This is a genomic window from Pseudomonas sp. C32 (assembly GCF_030417915.1).
GTDB lineage: Bacteria > Pseudomonadota > Gammaproteobacteria > Pseudomonadales > Pseudomonadaceae > Aquipseudomonas.
Genome location: NZ_JAUHUK010000022.1, coordinates 80183 through 99215 on the forward strand (window position 1 = coordinate 80183; position 19033 = coordinate 99215).

The 19033-nt window shown below is 60.9% G+C and carries 12 protein-coding genes and 2 riboswitches; of the genes, 6 read left to right on the forward strand and 6 right to left on the reverse strand.

Translation table 11 applies throughout. The features are described from left to right. Positions 1 to 33 precede the first annotated feature (33 nt). Positions 34 to 1257 (forward strand): NADH:flavin oxidoreductase/NADH oxidase family protein, encoded by a 1224-nt coding sequence (locus QYH43_RS22540; RefSeq protein ID WP_301158155.1) that lies wholly within the window; start codon positions 34 to 36, stop codon positions 1255 to 1257. 799 nt (positions 1258 to 2056) lie between these two features. Here QYH43_RS22540 and QYH43_RS22545 read toward each other — a convergent pair. The 4 genes from QYH43_RS22545 to cobW form a co-directional block, all read right to left on the reverse strand. Then, on the reverse strand, positions 2057 to 2602 hold the full coding sequence (locus tag QYH43_RS22545; RefSeq protein ID WP_177408815.1) for a VWA domain-containing protein: 546 nt from the start codon (positions 2600 to 2602) through the stop codon (positions 2057 to 2059). A gap of 119 nt (positions 2603 to 2721) precedes the next feature. Further along, positions 2722 to 3726: an ATP-binding protein gene (locus tag QYH43_RS22550; RefSeq protein ID WP_301158156.1), complete on the reverse strand. Its 1005-nt coding sequence runs from the start codon at positions 3724 to 3726 to the stop codon at positions 2722 to 2724. 204 nt (positions 3727 to 3930) lie between these two features. Further along, positions 3931 to 7773, reverse strand: coding sequence for a cobaltochelatase subunit CobN (gene cobN / locus QYH43_RS22555; protein ID WP_301158157.1), 3843 nt, complete (start codon positions 7771 to 7773; stop codon positions 3931 to 3933). A 2-nt stretch (positions 7774 to 7775) separates the two neighbouring features. Continuing rightward, the gene (gene cobW / locus QYH43_RS22560; protein ID WP_301158162.1) at positions 7776 to 8843 is read right to left on the reverse strand and encodes a cobalamin biosynthesis protein CobW; all 1068 of its coding nucleotides are present in this window, start codon (positions 8841 to 8843) and stop codon (positions 7776 to 7778) included. A gap of 99 nt (positions 8844 to 8942) precedes the next feature. Next, positions 8943 to 9155, reverse strand: a riboswitch (cobalamin riboswitch). A gap of 220 nt (positions 9156 to 9375) precedes the next feature. Then, positions 9376 to 9603, forward strand: a riboswitch (cobalamin riboswitch). A 118-nt stretch (positions 9604 to 9721) separates the two neighbouring features. Between cobW and QYH43_RS22565 the strand changes: the two genes are divergently transcribed. The 4 genes from QYH43_RS22565 to cobM all read left to right on the forward strand — a co-directional run bounded on the left by QYH43_RS22565 (position 9722) and on the right by cobM (position 11878). Further along, a complete protein-coding gene (locus QYH43_RS22565; RefSeq protein ID WP_095058565.1) occupies positions 9722 to 9913 on the forward strand; it encodes a CbtB-domain containing protein in 192 nt (63 codons plus the stop codon). An 11-nt stretch (positions 9914 to 9924) separates the two neighbouring features. Next, positions 9925 to 10638, forward strand: coding sequence for a CbtA family protein (locus QYH43_RS22570; RefSeq protein WP_095058564.1), 714 nt, complete (start codon positions 9925 to 9927; stop codon positions 10636 to 10638). Then, positions 10635 to 11048: a cobalamin biosynthesis protein gene (locus QYH43_RS22575; protein ID WP_095058563.1), complete on the forward strand. Its 414-nt coding sequence runs from the start codon at positions 10635 to 10637 to the stop codon at positions 11046 to 11048. Before QYH43_RS22570 ends, QYH43_RS22575 begins: the two co-directional genes overlap by 4 nt. An 83-nt stretch (positions 11049 to 11131) precedes the next feature. After that, a complete protein-coding gene (gene cobM / locus QYH43_RS22580) occupies positions 11132 to 11878 on the forward strand; it encodes a precorrin-4 C(11)-methyltransferase (RefSeq protein ID WP_095058562.1) in 747 nt (248 codons plus the stop codon). 174 nt (positions 11879 to 12052) lie between these two features. On the opposite strand, the gene nfuA is transcribed toward cobM, so the two are convergent. Next, positions 12053 to 12637 carry a Fe-S biogenesis protein NfuA gene (gene nfuA, locus QYH43_RS22585; RefSeq protein ID WP_003225494.1) on the reverse strand — a complete coding sequence of 195 codons (585 nt, stop codon included), beginning with the start codon at positions 12635 to 12637 and terminating at the stop codon, positions 12053 to 12055. Between the two features lie 197 nt (positions 12638 to 12834). Beyond that, entirely contained in the window at positions 12835 to 15120 is a 2286-nt protein-coding gene (locus QYH43_RS22590; RefSeq protein WP_095058561.1) for a fatty acid cis/trans isomerase, read from the reverse strand. Positions 15121 to 15276: 156 nt separating this feature from the next. On the opposite strand from QYH43_RS22590, the gene metH reads away from it, so the two are divergent. Then, a complete protein-coding gene (gene metH / locus QYH43_RS22595; protein ID WP_301158158.1) occupies positions 15277 to 18987 on the forward strand; it encodes a methionine synthase in 3711 nt (1236 codons plus the stop codon). Positions 18988 to 19033 lie beyond the last annotated feature (46 nt).

A 19033-nucleotide genomic window follows, 5' to 3' on the forward strand; every position in this document is an offset into this window, starting at 1 on the left:
TTAGGCTCCACTCATCACTTCGAGGAGCCAAGCATGTCACCCTTCCAGACATTGAAATTGCCCAACGGCCAGACCATCGGCAATCGCATCGCCAAAGCCGCGATGGAGGAAAACCTCGCCGACGCCGACCATTCGCCTGACCGCGCGTTGTTTCGCCTGTATCAAGCCTGGGCCGAGGGTGAAGCGGGATTGCTGTTGACCGGCAACGTGATGATCGACCGCCGCGCCATGACCGGCCCCGGTGGCGTGGTGCTGGAAGATGAACGTCACCTGCAACGTTTCCGTCAGTGGGCCGACATCGGCCGGGCCGGTGGTGCGCAGTTCTGGATGCAGCTCAATCATCCCGGCCGCCAGACCATGGCCAACCTTGGCCAACAGGCCCTGGCGCCGTCGGCGGTGGCGCTGGATCTGGGATCGTTCTCGAAGATGTTTGCCGAACCGAAGCCGATGACCGAGGACGACATCGAAGATGTGATCCGACGTTTCGCCACCAGCGCTGCACTGGCGGAAAAAGCCGGATTCACCGGTGTGCAGATTCACGCGGCCCACGGCTACCTGATCAGCCAGTTTCTCTCGCCGTTGACCAATCGCCGCACGGACCGCTGGGGCGGCACGCTGGAGAATCGTGCGCGTTTGCTGTTGGACGTAGTCCGCGCCGTGCGCAAGGCTGTGTCGCCTCAATTCTGTGTCGCGGTGAAGCTCAACTCGGCGGATTTCCAGCGCGGTGGGTTCGACGCCGACGACGCCCGGCAAGTGATCGAATGGCTCAACGATCAACACATCGACCTGCTGGAACTGTCCGGTGGCAGCTACGAAGCACCGGCCATGCAGGGCGAAGCACGGGATGGCCGGACCTTGGCCCGTGAAGCGTACTTTCTGGAAATGGCCGGCGAACTGGCCAGTGTGGCAAACATGCCGGTGATGGTGACGGGTGGGATTCGACGTTTGCCGATTGTCGAACAGGTGCTCGACAGCGGCATCGACATGGCCGGGATCGGCACGGCACTGGCCGTTGAACCGCTGTTGGTCAAGCACTGGCGTGAAGGTCAGAACAGCCATCCGCAATTACCGCCGATCCGCTGGAAACGCAAACCCCTGGCAGCGCTGGCGAGCATGGCCGTGGTGAAGTTCCAGCTACAGCGCTTGAGCCGAGGCCGCACGACCCAACCGCAGGTTTCAGCGATTTGGGCGTTGATTCTGGATCGTTTATATATTGCCAGGCGCACGAAGCAGTATCGGCAGGCGATGGGCAAATGATTCAACATTGATAGTGACTGACAGGCCGCCATCGCTGGCAAGCCAGCTCCTACAGTTTTTGCGTCGAACACAAATTATTCGCACGGCACCCAACCTGTAGGAGCGAGCTTGCTCGCGATGAGGCCGGTACATCCAACATCGATGTTGGCGGACAGGCCGCTATCGCTGGCAAGCCAGCTCCTACAGTTTTTGCGTCGAACACAAATTATTCGCACGGCACCCGACCTGTAGGAGCAAGCTTGCTCGCGATGAGGCCAGACCATCCAACATCGATGTTGACTGACAGGCTGCCATCGCTGGCAAGCCAGCTCCTACAGTTTTTGCGTCGAACACAAATTATTCGCACGGCACCCAACCTGTAGGAACAAGCTTGCTCGCGATGAGGCCAGACCATCCAACATCGATGTTGACTGACAGACCGCTATCGCTGGCAAGCCAGCTCCTACAGGTTTTGCGTCGCACACAAATTATTCGCACGGCACCCAACCTGTAGGAGCGAGCTTGCTCGCGATGAGGCAGGTACATCCAACATCGATGTTGGCGGACAGGCCGCTATCGCTGGCAAGCCAGCCCCTACAGGTTTTGCGTCGAACACAAATTATTCGCACGGCACCCAACCTGTAGGAGCAAGGTTGCTCGCGATGAGGCCATACCATCCAACATCGATGTTGACTGACAGGCCGCTATCGCTGGCAAGCCAGCTCCTACAGTTTTTGCGTCGAACACAAATTATTCGCACGGCACCCAACCTGTGGGAGCAAGCTTGCTCGCGATGAGGCCAGTGCAGGCAACCTCCAACTCAGCCCTGAAGCAGCTCATCGATATGCCGGTATTCAGCCTGCAACTGCGCCGCCAACACCTTGCTGCGCCCCAGCCGAATTGGCCCACGCTCGATATCAATCAACAACCCCGGACACGCCAGCTCCGACAGAATCGGCCAGTCCTTCAATCGCCCATCCGTCACCAGCAACAACCGTTGCTGTTCCGCCGGAAAGCGCTTCTGCCGCGCTGCCAGCCAGTGCCCCGCCTCACCCAACGCGGCCAATAACGGCGTCCCGCCACCCGCACCCAACCCATCAAGCCAACCGCGCAAACTCGTCGATGCTTTCAAACCCTGCACCTGCCACTTTGGCGTGGCACCGCTGGCGGTCAGCAGTGCCAGGCGCGCACGTTGGCGATAGGCGTCATCGAGCAATTGCGCCAGCAAACCTTTGGCGTCACTCAATGCCTGATGGCGACGGGTCGAGGCCGAGGCGTCGACAATCACCAGCCACAGCTCATGGGGTGAACGGGTACGCAGATGGAACAACAGCTCATCGCGCTGACGTGGCCGGCCGTTGAGCAAAGTACCCGGCCAATTGACCGAGCCACTTCGGGCGGCGTGACGCTTGCCTTGTTTGCCGTGGTCCAGCCGTCCGGCGCGAGGTCTGGCATTCGCCCCCGCGTCAGAACGAGGGCGAATGCCTAGGGCTTTTTTGGCCAGCTCGGCACTTCACGCCGGGGGCCGACCGGTAATGATTGAGCGGGCATTTCACCCCATTGGCCCTGCCCTTCGTTCGTGTGGGTGTCTGGCGCGGACGACTGTGGGGTATGAGCGTTTTGCGGTGCAGGCGCTGAATGCTCGCGACGACGATGGCGCAAGGCGAACTCGGCGACCGCATCGATATCGTCCTCGGTGATCGCGTCTGCTCCGCGCCAGGCCGCATGGGCGCGAGCGGCGCGCAGCCAGACCAGATCAGCGCGCAAGCCATCGACCCCCGCGGCAAAGCAGCGTTCGGTGATCTGTCCCAACGCGGCATCGTCGAGGGGAATATTCGCTAATGCGCTGCGTGCCGCTTGGCAACGTTCACGCAGCGTCGCTTGCTGGACTTCCCATGCGGCGCAGAAACCTTGGGGATCGCTGTCGAAATCCAGACGCCGCCGGATGATCTGCCCCCGCTCGGTCGGTGCGGTGTGACCGGCGAGCGCCACGTTCAATCCGAAGCGGTCAAGCAACTGCGGACGCAATTCACCCTCTTCCGGGTTCATGGTGCCGATCAGCACAAACTTCGCCGAATGCCGATGGGAGATGCCATCGCGCTCGATCAGGTTGGTGCCGCTGGCCGCCACATCGAGCAGCAGATCAACGAGGTGATCGGGCAACAGATTGACCTCGTCGACATAGAGCACGCCGCCGTCAGCCTTGGCCAGAACACCGGGAGAAAACTGTGCGCGACCTTCGCTCAACGCGGCGTCGAGGTCGAGGGTGCCCACCAGCCGTTCTTCGGTCGCGCCCAGGGGCAAGGTGACAAACTGACCGCTGGCCAGCAGGTCTGCGAGGCCACGGGCCAGGGTCGATTTGGCCATCCCACGCGGGCCTTCAATCAGCACGCCGCCGATTTTCGGGTCGATGGCGGTGAGGCACAGCGCGAGCTTCAAATCGTCGGCGCCGACCACGGCGCAGAGCGGGAAATGCGGGGTGTCGGTCATCGTAAATACTCAGTCATGGTCGGGGAGCGAAAAACAATCTCAAGAACACACTCAATGTCTGTGGCGAGGGAGCTTGCTCCCGCTCGGCTGCGCAGCAGTCGCAATACAGTCTTTTTGATGTGACTGCAAAAAACCGGGGCCGCTTCGCGCCCCAGCGGGAGCAAGCTCCCTCGCCACAGGGTTGCGTTTATCCGCGTCTATGCGTCAGCCATCTTCTTCTATATCCAGCAGCAGGTTTTCCAGTGCCTCACGGTAGTCGCCGGGCTCCTTCCACATCCCGCGTTGCTGCGCTTCGAGCATCCGCTCGGTCATGTCGCGCAAGGCATGAGGGTTGTGTTCGCGAACAAAATCACGGGTTGCCGGATCAAGCAGATACGCATCGGCCAACAACGCGTACTGGTGATCGTCGATCAATTGCGTGGTCGCATCGAAAGCGAACAGGTTATCGACCGTCGCCGCCATCTCAAACGCACCTTTGTAGCCGTGACGCCTGACGCCGTCGAGCCACTTCGGGTTCGCTGCCCGGGAACGGATCACCCGGTTCAGCTCTTCCTTCAAGGTGCGGATTTTCGGCAGGTCCGGTTGACTGTGATCGCCATGATAGCTGGCCGCCGCGGCGCCGCTAAGGCTTTCGACCGCCGCGAGCATGCCGCCCTGGAACTGGTAGTAATCGTTGGAATCGAGCAAATCGTGTTCGCGGTTGTCCTGGTTTTGCAGCACCGCTTGAACCTGGCCGAGCCGTTGGGCGAACTGATCGCGGGCGGCAGTGCCTTCGTCGGAACCGCCGTAAGCGTAGCCGCCCCAGTTCAAATAAACCTCGGCCAGATCCTCGCGGCTTTGCCACAGACGCCCGTCAATCGCGCCCTGCACGCCTGCGCCGTAGGCCCCCGGCTTGGCACCGAAAATACGCCAACCGGCCTGACGCCGCGCCGCGTCTTCGTCCAGCCCCGCGTGCAACAGCGATGCTCGTTCGGCGCGCACTTTGGCGGCCAACGGGTTGAGATCGTCCGGCTCGTCCAGTTCCGCGACCGCTTGCACAGCCGCGTCGAACAGGCGGATCAGGTTGGCGAAGGCGTCACGGAAAAAACCTGAAACACGCAGCGTCACGTCAACCCGAGGACGGTCCAGCAGGCTCAGCGGCAGAATCTCGAAATCGTCGACCCGCTGGCTGCCGGTGGCCCACACCGGGCGCACGCCCATCAGTGCCATGGCCTGGGCGATGTCGTCGCCGCCGGTACGCATGGTCGCCGTGCCCCAGACCGACAAACCGAGCTGACGCAAATGATCGCCGTGATCTTGCAGATGACGTTCAAGAATCAGGTTGGCCGACTGGAAGCCGATGCGCCACGCGGTGGTGGTCGGCAGGTTGCGCACGTCCACCGAATAGAAATTGCGCCCGGTGGGCAGCACGTCCAGCCGACCGCGACTCGGTGCGCCGCTGGGGCCGGCCGGAACGAAGCGACCACACAGGGCGTCGAGCAGGCCGCGCATTTCTGCGGGACCGCAGGCGTCCAGACGCGGGGCGATGACGTCACGCAAACCGTCGAGAATGGCTCGCACCTCGCTCCACGCCTCCCCTTGTAGGAGCGAGCCTGCTCGCGATGGTGTATCAGAGGAACTAGTGTCGACTGACACACCATCGCGAGCAGGCTCGCTCCCACAGGGGCTATTCAATACGTCCGAAATCAACTGTGTGGCGAATAACTCCAGGCGTTCGCGGGTATCGCCCGCCGTGCGCCAGGTTTCTTCACAAACCGTTTTCAATTCAATCGGCCGCGGCCCGGTCCACGGCTCGGCCAAGGCACAATCAAGCGGATCGAACCCCAGTCCAAATGCCTTGGCCAGCGCCCGCAGCAGGCTCGATTGCGCGCCACGGCCATCACCCCTTGGGATGCGTAGCAGCGCCAGCAATGTATCGATGCGCAAACGACCGGTCGGCGACTCGCCGAACACATGCAGTCCGTCGCGAATCTGCGATTCCTTCAGGTCACACAGATAGGTGTCCAGTCGCGGCAACCAGATGGCCGCATCGGCATCGCTGTCGAGTTTTTCATCCAACTGCAATTCACGGTCGATGTGGGTGTCGCGCACCAGTTGCAGAATGTCCCGTTGCAACTCACGGGCGCGGCGCGGATCGAGCAGTTGCGCTTCGTAATATTCGTCGGCCAACAGCTCAAGGTTGCGCAACGGGCCGTAGGTTTCGGCACGCGTCAGCGGCGGCATCAAGTGATCAATGATCACCGCCTGAGTACGGCGTTTGGCCTGGGCGCCCTCACCCGGATCGTTGACGATAAAAGGATAGATGTTCGGCATCGGTCCGAGTAACGCATCCGGCCAGCAGTTTTCCGACAGTCCCACACCTTTGCCCGGCAGCCATTCGAGGTTGCCGTGCTTGCCGACATGGATCACGCCGTGAGCGCCGTAGGTATTGCGCAGCCAGAAGTAGAACGCCAGGTAAGCGTGGGGCGGCACCAGATCCGGGTCGTGATACACCGTGCTCGGATCGACTTGATAGCCCCGCGCCGGTTGAATGCCGACGAAGGTCAGGCCGAAACGTAGACCCGCGATCATCATCCGGCCGTTGCGGCACATCGGGTCGGTATCGGGTGTACCCCAACGCTCCAGCACTGCCTGACGATTGGCCTGCGGCAGCGCGTTGAACATCTGCCAGTAATCATCCATCGCCAGGCTTTGCTGGCATGGGCGCTGGTCGAGGGTGTCCAGGTCGTTGCTGACACCGCCGAGCAATTGCTGGATCAGCGCAGTGCCGCTGTCCGGCAGTTCGGACGGTAGCGGATAACCGTTGGTGTGCAGGGCGCGCAGGATGTTCAGCGCAGCGGCCGGGGTATCGAGCCCCACGCCGTTACCGATGCGACCGTCGCGAGTCGGGTAATTGGCCAGAATCAGCGCGATGCGTTTCTCACTGTTCGGCACCCGCGCCAGATCGATCCAGCGCCGCGCCAGTTCGGCGACGAAATCCATGCGCTCGGGTGCAGGCCGATAGCAGACCACATCCGATTGGCTGCGCTCGCTGCGCCACGCCAGATCCTTGAAGCTGATCGGCCGACTGATGATGCGCCCGTCCAGTTCCGGCAACGCAATGTGCATCGCCAGATCCCGCGGGCCAAGGCCTTGTTCGCTGGCGCGCCAGCCCGGTTCATTGTCCTGGGCGCAAATCGCCTGGATCACCGGGATATTGCGGCGAAACGGCCGCAGGTGCGGCGCTTCAGGGCTGGATTGGGCGAAACCGGTGGTGTTCAAAATCACCCCGGCCTCGACTTCATCCAGCCAGTCCTCAACCACCGAGAGGCAACCGGGCTCTTTCAAACTGGCCAGCGCAATCGGCAACGGGTTCAACCCCGCGGCCTGCAAGCGCTGGCAGAAAACATCGATGAAACCGGTGTTCGCCGCCTGTAAATGCGAGCGATAAAACAGCACCGCCGCCACCGGTTGATCAGGCTGCCAGTCGGCATGCCAATCGCTCAGAGTGGCCGGGCTTTTTTTCGGGTGATAGATCGCTGTGCGCGGCAGCGTCTGCGGTTCGGACCAAGGGTAATCGCGACCCAGCCAGCGACTGGCCAGGCAGCGAAACAGCTCCAGCGCATTGGCCATGCCGCCCTGGCGCAGGAAATGCCAGAGCCGGTCGCGGTCTTCAGGGGTCACGGTGCTCAGGTCACTGAGTTCCGGATCCGGCCGATCATCGCCCGGTACCAGAATCAACTGCACGCCGCGCTGCGACAATTCAACCAAACGCTCGATACCGTATCGCCAGTAGGCAATGCCGCCGTGCAATGAAATCAGAATCACCTTGGCGTGACGCAGCACTTCATCGACGTACAGATCCACCGAGGCATGATTCTGCACCTGCATCGGGTTGGCCAGGCGCACGCTTGGGTAGTCATCGGGCAACTGCTGCGCCGCTTCGGCGAGCAGCGCCAGGCTGGAGTCGCCGCTGCACAGGATCACCAGTTCGGCGGGGGTTTGTCCGAGGTCGGCAATGTTGTCTTCCGACACAAAACCGCCGGGCTGGGTCCTGAGCAGGTGCATGGTTACACGCTGAGCGCGGCGCGCAATTGCGCTTCGAGAGTCACAGCATCCAGCGCCTGACCGATCAGCACCAAGCGAGTGGTGCGGGCCTCGTCGGCGCCCCACTGGCGATCGAAGTGCTTGTCGAAACGCGTGCCCACGCCCTGGATCAGCAGGCGCATCGGTTTGTTCGGGATCGCAGCGAAACCTTTGACGCGCAAGATGCCGTGCTGAACCACCAGTTGGGTCAGCGCATCCATCAGCAGGCTTTCGTCCGCTTGCGGCAGTTCGATGGAGATCGAATCGAAGGCGTCGTGATCGTGGTCGTCATGATCATCGCCGTCGTGATGGTGATCGTGGTGGCTGTGACGGCTGTCGATGTGTTCTTCGGAACCGGCGCCGAGGCCGATCAGCACGTCCAGCGGCAAACGACCGCTGCTGGCTTCGATGATTTTCACTGCGGGCGGGAGCTCTTCGGCGACTTCCGCGCGCACGCGGGCCAGGTCTTGCGGGTTGATCAGGTCGGCTTTGTTGAGGATCACCAGGTCGGCGCTGGCCAATTGGTCTGCAAACAGTTCGTGCAGCGGCGATTCGTGGTCCAGGTTCGGATCGAGTTTGCGCTGGGCGTCGACCTGATCCGGGAACGCGGCGAACGTGCCAGCCGCGACGGCCGGGCTATCGACCACGGTGATCACCGCGTCGACGGTGCAGGCGCTGCGGATTTCCGGCCACTGGAAGGCTTGCACCAGCGGTTTTGGCAGGGCCAGGCCCGAGGTTTCGATGAGGATGTGATCAAGATCGCCGCGACGGGCGACCAGTTCGCGCATCACCGGGAAGAATTCTTCCTGGACGGTGCAGCACAGGCAGCCGTTGGCCAATTCGTAGACGCGGCCGTTGGCTTCTTCTTCGGTGCAACCGATGGAGCACTGTTTGAGGATTTCGCCGTCGATACCCAACTCGCCGAACTCGTTGACGATCACCGCGATGCGGCGACCCTGAGCGTTGTCGAGCATGTGCCGCAGCAAGGTGGTTTTGCCCGAGCCGAGGAAACCGGTGACGATGGTGACGGGAAGTTTGGCCAGTGTTTTCATCGGATGCCCTTTGGCTTTGGTGGCGGGCATACGGGACGAGAACCGGCCACGCGCACACGCGCCGGAAGCGTTCGCCACCGGATCACCCCGCCCGGTTGTAGTGAGAATCTGTATCGAGGCAGGTCTCCTGGCTGACGGTGTGCCGGCCTTGGGGCCAGGCATTCGCTGCGCCTTCCCGCGGGCTCAAGGTTGAGCCTGCAGTGGCGTGGCAGCGAACATCACCGTTCACAGTTGCGGGGGCAGCCGCGGCATTGACCGCGTTCCCTTCTTAGCTTCGACAAATGCCGAAGAACCTCGAATGCGCAAGGCTACGCATCGTATTGGGGCGGGTCAATGCTTGCGATCCCTGTGGCGAGGGGGCTTGCCCCCGTTCGGCGGCGAAGCCGTCGCAGATTCTGAGTAGAGGTGTGTCTGTAAAAATGTAAGGGGTCGCTTCGCAGCCCGACGGGGGCAAGCCCCCTCGCCACAGGGTTTTGTGCAAAGCCCAAACAAGAACCGCTGCCAATTGACGCCAACGCCTCGCCCATGCTCTCCTACACGCCTTGTTACGGGTGCCCTTCACAGGGTGAAACGGGAAACCGGTGAATCATGTGCTTTACTCCAAAGCCATGTCAGTCCGGTGCTGCCCCCGCAACGGTAAGCGAGCGAAGCGTCAGATCCACTGTGCCAATGTGGCATGGGAAGGTGATGCTTGCAGGTTCAGGCAAATGCCTTGCGCCCCTCGTGAGCCCGGAGACCGGCCCGCAACACAAAGTGACCAGTACGGCCACTGAACAACAAACCCGCGGTGGGCGGGCGCTGTTTGAACCCTGCGCGCCCGTTCGTGCGGGGTTTTGCATGCGCCCTTATTCCCCGCTGACAGACTAGAGGGAAATGCCATGTCGATCATCAGCAGTGCCGAACACACCAGCGCGAGCAGCACTTCAACCCTGACCCAACGTCTGACCGCAGCCATCTGCGCGTCGATCCTCGGTGCCTGCCTTGTGTATTTCGCCGGTTTCTCGCACATCGAAGCGGTCCACAATGCCGCGCACGATACCCGCCACAGCGCCGCGTTCCCGTGCCATTGAGACCTGCCGACATGATCAAGCGTATTGCCCAAACCGCAGGTTTCACCGGTCTGCTGGCGGCCCTGCTGCTGACCCTGCTGCAAAGCTTCTGGGTCTCACCGCTGATTCAGCAGGCCGAGACCTACGAAAAATCCGAACCGGTCGCTGTTGAAGTCCACGAACATGCGCACACCGAGGGCGCCGTCGCCGCGCACACTCACAATGCCGAAGCGTGGGAACCCGAAGACGGCTGGCAGCGCGTGCTGTCGACCACCGGCGGCAACCTGGTGGTAGCTGTCGGTTTCGCCCTGATGCTGGCCGGCCTGTACACCTTGCGCGCACCGACCAAAACATCTCAGGGCCTGCTCTGGGGCCTGGCCGGTTATGCCACCTTCGTGCTTGCCCCGACGCTCGGCCTGCCGCCGGAACTGCCGGGTACAGCGGCGGCTGATCTGGCGCAACGGCAGATGTGGTGGATCGGCACTGCGGCTTCTACGGCTGTCGGTATCGCCCTCATCGTCTTCGGCCGTCACTGGCTGATGAAAGTCCTGGGTGTGGCGATTCTCGCCGTTCCCCATGTGATTGGCGCACCGCAACCGGAAGTGCATTCGATGCTTGCGCCAGAGGCGCTGGCAGCCCAGTTCAACATCGCTTCGCAGTTGACCAACGTTGCGTTCTGGCTGGCCCTGGGCCTGATCAGCGCCTGGTTGTTCCGCCGCAAAAGCGATGGTCAATACCACGCATGACTGAAAACAGCGCAGCGCCGACGTTTGTAGTCGGCCTGGGTTGCCAGCGCGGCTGCCCCGTCAGCACGTTGCTGGCGCTGCTCGACCAAGCGTTGGCGGCGCACCAGATTGCACGTCATCAAATCAAGGCGCTGGCCAGCATCGATTTGAAGCGCGACGAACCTGCGTTGATTGAGCTGGCACAGCAGCTTGGCCTGGAATTAAAGTATTTCAGCAGTGAACAGCTGGCCGCTTATGAACCGCAACTCAGTCATCAATCGCAAATTGCCTTTGAACGCACCGGTTGCTACGGGGTGGCGGAAAGCGCCGCGCTGGCTCTGGCTGAACAACTGGCCCAAGGCCCGGCAAAACTGCTGATCCCGCGACAAAAGTATGCCCAGGCAACCCTGGCATTGGCCGGCGCGGCCTGAAAACACCGATAATCCCCGCTCTCGATCATGAACATTCTTCATCTGAAGCCCTGTTCAGCCCCTTTTCCCCACAGGAACCGACGATGACCGTCTACTTTATTGGCGCTGGTCCCGGCGACCCCGAACTGATCACCGTCAAAGGCCAACGACTGATTCGCAGCTGCCCGGTGATCATCTACGCCGGTTCACTGGTGCCCGCTGCGGTGCTGGAAGGTCATTGTGCCGAACAGGTGGTCAACAGCGCCGAACTCCACTTGGAACAGATCATCGAGCTGATTAAAGCTGCCGATGCCAACGGTCAGGATGTGGCACGCGTGCACTCCGGCGATCCGAGCCTGTATGGCGCGATTGGCGAGCAGATTCGCTACTTGCGTGAGCTCGACATTCCTTTTGAAATCGTGCCCGGCGTCACCGCAACAGCCGCCTGCGCGGCACTCCTGGGCGCGGAGTTGACCCTGCCGGACGTGTCACAAAGCGTGATCCTGACCCGCTACGCCGACAAGACCGCCATGCCACCGGGCGAAGAGTTCTCCAGCCTGGCGCAGCATGGCGCGACCATGGCGATTCATTTGGGGGTTAATCATCTGACAAAGATTGTCGAGGAACTCGTGCCGCATTACGGCGCGGATTGCCCGATTGCGGTGGTGCACCGAGCGAGTTGGCCGGATCAGGATTGGGTGGTTGGGACGCTGGCAGATATTGTCGAGAAGGTCGAAGCGAAGGGGTTTCGGCGTACGGCGTTGATTCTGGTTGGACGGGTGTTGGGCAGTGATCACTTCAGCGAGTCATCGCTGTATCGTGCGGGGCATGCGCATCTCTACAGGCCCTGAAAGCACCTGTGGCGAGGGAGCTTGCTCCCGCTGGACCGCGAAGCGGTCCCAACATCAGTCAATACATTCATCACGGGAAAATGCACTGACTGTCTTGCGACTGCTTCGCAGTCGAGCGGGAGCAAGCTCCCTCGCCACAGCGCCGTTTTTTTTATGCCGCAGCGAACACCTTACTTAGTAGTAGGCGTTTTCTTTCTGCGTGTGGTCGGTCACGTCCCGAACACCTTTGAGCTCCGGGATACGCTCGAGCAAGGTGCGCTCGATGCCTTCCTTCAGCGTCACGTCGGCCTGGCCGCAGCCCTGGCAACCGCCGCCGAACTGCAGAACGGCGATGCCGTCCTCGACCACATCGATCAGGCTGACCTGACCGCCGTGGCTGGCCAGCCCCGGGTTGATCTCGGTTTGCAGGTAATAATTGATGCGCTCGTTGACCGGGCTGTCGGCGTTGACCATCGGGACTTTGGCGTTTGGCGCCTTGATGGTCAACTGGCCGCCCATGCGGTCGGTGGCGTAATCGACGACCGCGTCATCCAGGAAAGCTTCGCTGAACGAATCGATGTAGGCGGTGAAGCTTTTTAGCCCCAGCGCGGTGTCTTCGGGTTTTTCTTCGCCCGGCTTGCAATAGGCAATGCAGGTTTCGGCGTACTGGGTGCCGGGCTGGGTAATGAAGACGCGGATGCCGATGCCCGGGGTGTTCTGCTTGGAGAGCAGATCAGCCAGGTAATCGTGGGCGGCGTCAGTGATGGTAATAGCGGTCATGGAAACTCCTCGCAGGCTTGCGCGCAGTTTACGCCAATCAACGCGCCGGACAAAGTCCTAGTATTTTTGTCAGGAAAAGATCTTTTCATACCCTGTAGGAGCTGGCTTGCCGGCGAAGGCGTCAGGTCAGTTGACATTTATATTGAATGTCTTGCCCTCATCGCTGGCAAGCCAGCTCCTACGGGGATTGTGGTGGATCAAAGGTTCTCGTAGCGATTCATGTCCAGCACGCCCTCTTCCACCGGATCGGTCTCGTGGATATAGCGGCTGGAATCATGAAAATACTGCCAGAATTGCGGATGACTGCGACGAATGCCCCAACGTTCGACGATTTTCTCGAAACTGGCAGCGTCTTTTGCGCCTTCCATCGCGTCCACAAACTCAGGCACTTGATCGGCCGGAATGTTGAACATGAAGTTCGGATAGCTGCTGAGCACACCCGGGAAAATGGTCAAGGTATCGAGCCCCGGTTGATAGCGCCTCGATTCGCCCATCATGAACGCCACGTTGCTGTGCGCGCGGTTGCGCAACAGGCTGTAGACCACACGTTTACCGCTCGCCGTCTCGACGCGCAGCATTGTGGCTTCGGGCAACTGATCAATGACTTTCAACCCGGCTGCCGGGCGCGATGCCAAGCGGCTGAAGGCTTGCTCAGCGCCCTGCAATTCCGGATCGATGTTTGGTCGGGAGCAATAGGCCCCCTCGCAGCGGTTGATGGGATCGGGCTGCGCATTAAGGTCGCCATAACGGGCCAGCAATTGCCTGGCGAAATCGCGCTTGGGATCTGCCTCGTCAAGCTTCAGTGCGGTCGGCTTGTCGTTGTCGATGGACTCGTAGTCCATCCACAACTTCAGTTGGCCGCTGTTCTGATACCAGTCATTAAGGTAACCATCGCGAGAATCAGCAGGCATCAAACGCAGGAAGTTCTGCTCCGCACCGTTGCGGATCAGGTCGAAATACAGGCGCGTCTGGGCTTGATGGGAAACGTTGCCGAACACATCGAAATTAACGGCCAACTGGTAGTAGGTGCGCTCCAGAAGCGGATAGTCGAACAGCCACATCGTTTGCGGTAGTTCGCCAATCAGGCCTTTGGTCACCGAGGCGCTGTCGAAATGACGGAAAATGCTCAGCAGCGCGTTGTCGTTGCCGGCCCACAGCGTCGACCAGCTCGGCGCTGGCTCATCGGCATAACTGTCGCGGCGCAAGGCCTCGTATTCGTTTCGCTTGTCCCGGTAGTCGTGCCACAGGCTCAGGACACTGCCGACGTCATCGTTCTGCCCCGGCATCGCCAGCAGTGGCGTAGCCTGGCCGCGGTAATTCGGATCGGTGACATAAAGGTCGTGCTCCGGCGCCTGGAACAGCGCCCAGAAGTTGTCGCGGATCACGTCCGTGGCGATCTGGCCGCGGCACACCGGCCCGCGAATAAAGGTCCGAACGAAGTATTCGGCGTTATCGAGCATGAACTGATAACGCGCCTGGGCCGGGATCGCCTCAAATGTGGCAAACGGATTGGCCCGGCTCTGCGGCCCATAACCCGGTAAAGCGTTGACCTGCCAGCTGCCGTTGTAGAACAGGCTTTTAACCCGGGCCATTTGCGCCGCACTCAGCGGATAACTGATGTGGGTCTTGTGCACAATCACGCCCTGCACCGGCCACAAACGGTAGTAAAACTCGGTACCCGGATCGTCGTTCGGGCGACGGCTGTTGATCAGGTCGATCGGCTGGCCGGTCGGTGTGCGCGAACGCACCCACTGGAAGAAATGCCCGGGCTCGCCATCCTTGAAATAGAGATGCGCAAGGAACCAGTGCTCGTACAGCCAGCGCCCCACCAGACTCTCCTTGGCGCCGGGCGAGTTCAGCAGTTTTTCCCACTGCACCACTTGCAACGCTTCTTTGGCGCTGGGGACCAGGCCCTGCTCATCGATGGGTGCACCGGAGGCCAGCCAGCGTTGCAGCGTCTGGTATTGCTGAAGGGTCAGGCCGGTCACCGCCAGTGGCATACCTTCTTTGGGATGTTTTTGGGCATAACCGTCAAATTCCGCCGGCATGGCGCACATGTTTTCCCGGTTCAGGCCCAGGACGATGTCTTGCGGCAGTTTGGCGTTGGGCTGCAAAGGGGTTCTGTGGCCCAGTTCAAGCATGCGCGCCATCAGTGCCGCCTGACTGCCCTGCGCGTCGAGCACCGAATAGAAGCCTTTTTGCTGCCAGGCGGTTTTTCCGGAGGCGTCCAGAAACAGCCGTGTCGGTGCCTGCGCTTTGCTGCGGTCACCATCATAGACCGGGATTTTCGTCGCACCGCGCGCTGTGCCTTCGCCACTACCGAGATTGAGCTGGCAGGCCGCATCATTGCAGGCGTGGCAGGCCACGCACTTTTCAGTGAAGATCGGTTGGATGTCGCGACTGTAGGAAATCGCCGATCCCTGCGCCGCAGCGCCCCAGCTTGAAAACAACAGCACAGCGCTGATGACGAAGCGATACGACATGTCCCTGATCCCGATCCTTTAAAAAACGCCGCGATTCTACAGCGCTGACGCACCTCTCAACATGAGCGATATTCATGCTAAACCCGTCCATGCTCTAAAAGCGCACAAGTTTGTTATGATCCCGGCCCTTCGTAATGGTCTTTCCGAGTAGTCCAAATGTCCGATCGCAGTGTTCGCCTTCAAGCTCTCAAGCACGCCCTCAAAGAGCGCATCCTGATTCTCGATGGCGGCATGGGCACGATGATCCAGAGCTACAAGCTCGAGGAACAGGATTACCGTGGCAAACGCTTCGCCGACTGGCCAAGCGATGTCAAAGGCAACAACGACCTGTTGGTGCTGACGCGCCCGGACGTGATTGGCGGCATCGAAAAAGCCTACCTGGATGCCGGCGCGGACATTCTGGAAACCAACACCTTCAACGCCACCCAGATTTCCCTGGCCGACTACGGCATGCAGGGCCTGGCGTATGAGTTAAACGTAGAAGGCGCACGCCTGGCCCGCAAAGTGGCCGACGCCAAGACCCTCGAAACCCCGGATAAACCACGCTTCGTCGCCGGCGTGCTTGGCCCGACCAGCCGTACCTGCTCGCTGTCCCCGGACGTGAACAACCCCGGCTATCGCAACGTGACCTTCGATGAGCTGGTGGAAAACTACACCGAGTCCACCAAAGGCCTGATCGAGGGCGGCGCCGACCTGATCCTGATCGAAACCATCTTCGATACCCTGAACGCCAAGGCAGCGATCTTCGCCGTGCAAGGCGTGTTCGAAGAATTGGGCATCGAGTTGCCGATCATGATTTCCGGCACCATCACCGATGCCTCGGGCCGCACGCTGTCGGGCCAGACCACCGAAGCGTTCTGGAACTCCGTGGCCCACGCCAAGCCGATCTCGGTCGGCCTGAACTGCGCCCTCGGCGCCAGCGAACTGCGCCCGTACCTCGAAGAACTGTCGAACAAGGCCAACACCCACGTTTCCGCGCACCCCAACGCCGGCCTGCCGAACGAGTTCGGTGAGTACGACGAACTGCCGTCGCAAACCGCCAAGGTCATCGAAGAGTTCGCCCAAAGCGGCTTCCTGAACATCGTCGGCGGCTGCTGCGGCACCACGCCGGGCCACATCGAAGCCATCGCCAACGCCGTGGCCGGTTACGCACCGCGCCAGATTCCGGACATCCCGAAGGCTTGCCGCCTCTCGGGCCTGGAGCCGTTCACGATCGATCGCAACTCGCTGTTCGTCAACGTCGGCGAGCGGACCAACATCACCGGTTCCGCCAAGTTCGCCCGTCTGATTCGCGAAGACAACTACACCGAAGCCCTGGAAGTCGCCCTGCAACAGGTCGAGGCCGGTGCCCAAGTGATCGACATCAACATGGACGAAGGGATGCTCGATTCGAAGAAGGCCATGGTGACCTTCCTCAATCTGATTGCCGGTGAACCGGACATCTCCCGCGTACCGATCATGATCGACTCCTCCAAGTGGGAAGTGATTGAAGCCGGCCTCAAGTGCATCCAGGGCAAGGGCATCGTCAACTCGATCAGCATGAAAGAAGGCGTCGAGCAGTTCATTCACCACGCCAAACTGTGCAAGCGCTACGGCGCCGCCGTGGTGGTGATGGCCTTCGACGAAGCCGGCCAGGCCGACACCGAAGCGCGCAAGAAAGAAATCTGCAAACGTTCCTACGACATTCTGGTCAACGACGTGGGCTTCCCGCCGGAAGACATCATCTTCGACCCGAACATCTTCGCCGTCGCCACCGGCATCGAAGAACACAACAACTACGCCGTCGACTTCATTAACGCCTGCGCTTACATCCGCGACGAGCTGCCGTATGCGCTGACCTCGGGCGGCGTGTCCAACGTGTCGTTCTCGTTCCGTGGCAACAACCCGGTGCGTGAAGCGATCCACTCGGTATTCCTGCTGTACGCAATCCGCTCAGGGCTGACCATGGGCATCGTCAACGCCGGTCAGCTGGAGATCTACGACCAGATCCCGGTGGAACTGCGCGACGCCGTGGAAGACGTGATCCTCAACCGCACGCCGGAAGGCACCGACGCCCTCCTCGCCATCGCCGACAAGTACAAGGGCGACGGCAGCGTCAAGGAAGCCGAGACCGAAGAGTGGCGCAGCTGGGACGTCAACAAGCGTCTGGAACATGCGCTGGTCAAGGGCATCACCACGCACATCGTCGAAGACACCGAAGAGTCCCGTCAGTCGTTCGCCCGTCCGATCGAAGTGATCGAAGGCCCGCTGATGTCCGGCATGAACATCGTCGGCGACCTGTTCGGCGCCGGTAAAATGTTCCTGCCCCAGGTGGTGAAATCCGCCCGCGTAATGAAACAGGCCGTGGCGCACCTGATCCCGTTCATCGAACTGGAAAAAGGCGACAAGCCGGAAGCCAAGGGCAAGATTCTCATGGCCACGGTGAAAGGCGACGTGCACGACATCGGCAAGAACATCGTCGGCGTGGTGCTCGGTTGCAACGGCTACGACATCGTCGACCTCGGCGTGATGGTCCCGGCAGAAAAGATCCTGCAAGTGGCCAAAGAGCAGAAGTGCGACATCATCGGCCTGTCCGGCCTGATCACTCCGTCGCTGGATGAAATGGTGCATGTGGCCCGCGAGATGCAGCGCCAGGACTTCCACCTGCCGTTGATGATCGGTGGCGCGACCACCTCCAAAGCGCACACAGCGGTGAAGATCGAACCCAAGTACAGCAATGACGCGGTGATCTACGTCACCGACGCCTCACGCGCTGTGGGTGTCGCGACCCAGTTGCTGTCCAAGGAACTCAAGGCCGGTTTCGTCGAGAAAACCCGCCTGGAATACATCGACGTCCGCGAGCGCACCGCCAACCGCAGCGCCCGCACCGAACGCCTGAGCTACGGCGCGGCCATCGCCAAGAAGCCGCAGTTCGATTGGGCCAGCTACACGCCGGTCAAACCGACCTTTACCGGTACCCGAGTGCTGGACAACATCGACCTCAACGTTCTGGCCGAGTACATCGACTGGACGCCGTTCTTCATCTCCTGGGACCTGGCCGGTAAATTCCCGCGCATCCTCGAAGACGAAGTCGTCGGTGAAGCCGCAACTTCACTCTATAAAGACGCTCGGGAGATGCTGACCAAACTGATCGACGAGAAACTGATCAGCGCCCGTGCGGTGTTCGGTTTCTGGCCGGCCAATCAGGTGCACGACGACGACATCGAGCTGTACGGCGACGACGGCAAGCCAATGGCCAAGCTTCATCACTTGCGCCAGCAGATCATCAAGACCGACGGTAAGCCAAACTTCTCCCTGGCCGACTTTGTCGCACCGAAGGACAGTGAAGTGACCGACTACGTCGGTGGGTTCATCACCACCGCCGGCATCGGCGCCGAAGAGGTGGCCAAGGCCTACCAGGACGCTGGCGACGATTACAACTCGATCATGGTCAAGGCCCTGGCCGACCGCTTGGCCGAGGCGTGCGCCGAGTGGCTGCACCAGCAGGTGCGTAAAGAACATTGGGGCTACGCGAAAGACGAAACGCTCGATAACGAGGCGCTGATCAAAGAGCAGTACACCGGTATCCGCCCTGCTCCAGGTTACCCGGCGTGCCCGGATCACACCGAAAAAGCCCAACTGTTCGCCCTGCTCGATCCTGAAGCCCAGGAAATGCGCGCCGGCCGCAGCGGTGTGTTCCTCACCGAGCACTACGCGATGTTCCCGGCAGCGGCGGTCAGCGGTTGGTATTTCGCTCACCCGCAGGCGCAATACTTCGCCGTGGGCAAGGTCGACAAGGATCAGGTGCAGAGCTACACATCGCGTAAAGGTCAGGAATTGAGCGTGACCGAGCGTTGGCTGGCGCCGAACCTCGGTTACGACAACTGAGACAGTCGATAAAACAACTTTGCAGCGTCGGGCAACCCGGCGCTGC

Coding starts and splice junctions, on each gene's coding strand:
- QYH43_RS22540 (WP_301158155.1), top strand. CDS start 34: ATGTCACCCTTCCAGACATTGAAATTGCCCAACGGCCAGACCATCGGC.
- QYH43_RS22550 (WP_301158156.1), bottom strand. CDS start 3,726: ATGACCGACACCCCGCATTTCCCGCTCTGCGCCGTGGTCGGCGCCGAC.
- cobN (WP_301158157.1), bottom strand. CDS start 7,773: ATGCACCTGCTCAGGACCCAGCCCGGCGGTTTTGTGTCGGAAGACAAC.
- cobW (WP_301158162.1), bottom strand. CDS start 8,843: ATGAAAACACTGGCCAAACTTCCCGTCACCATCGTCACCGGTTTCCTC.
- QYH43_RS22565 (WP_095058565.1), top strand. CDS start 9,722: ATGTCGATCATCAGCAGTGCCGAACACACCAGCGCGAGCAGCACTTCA.
- QYH43_RS22570 (WP_095058564.1), top strand. CDS start 9,925: ATGATCAAGCGTATTGCCCAAACCGCAGGTTTCACCGGTCTGCTGGCG.
- QYH43_RS22575 (WP_095058563.1), top strand. CDS start 10,635: ATGACTGAAAACAGCGCAGCGCCGACGTTTGTAGTCGGCCTGGGTTGC.
- cobM (WP_095058562.1), top strand. CDS start 11,132: ATGACCGTCTACTTTATTGGCGCTGGTCCCGGCGACCCCGAACTGATC.
- nfuA (WP_003225494.1), bottom strand. CDS start 12,637: ATGACCGCTATTACCATCACTGACGCCGCCCACGATTACCTGGCTGAT.
- QYH43_RS22590 (WP_095058561.1), bottom strand. CDS start 15,120: ATGTCGTATCGCTTCGTCATCAGCGCTGTGCTGTTGTTTTCAAGCTGG.
- metH (WP_301158158.1), top strand. CDS start 15,277: ATGTCCGATCGCAGTGTTCGCCTTCAAGCTCTCAAGCACGCCCTCAAA.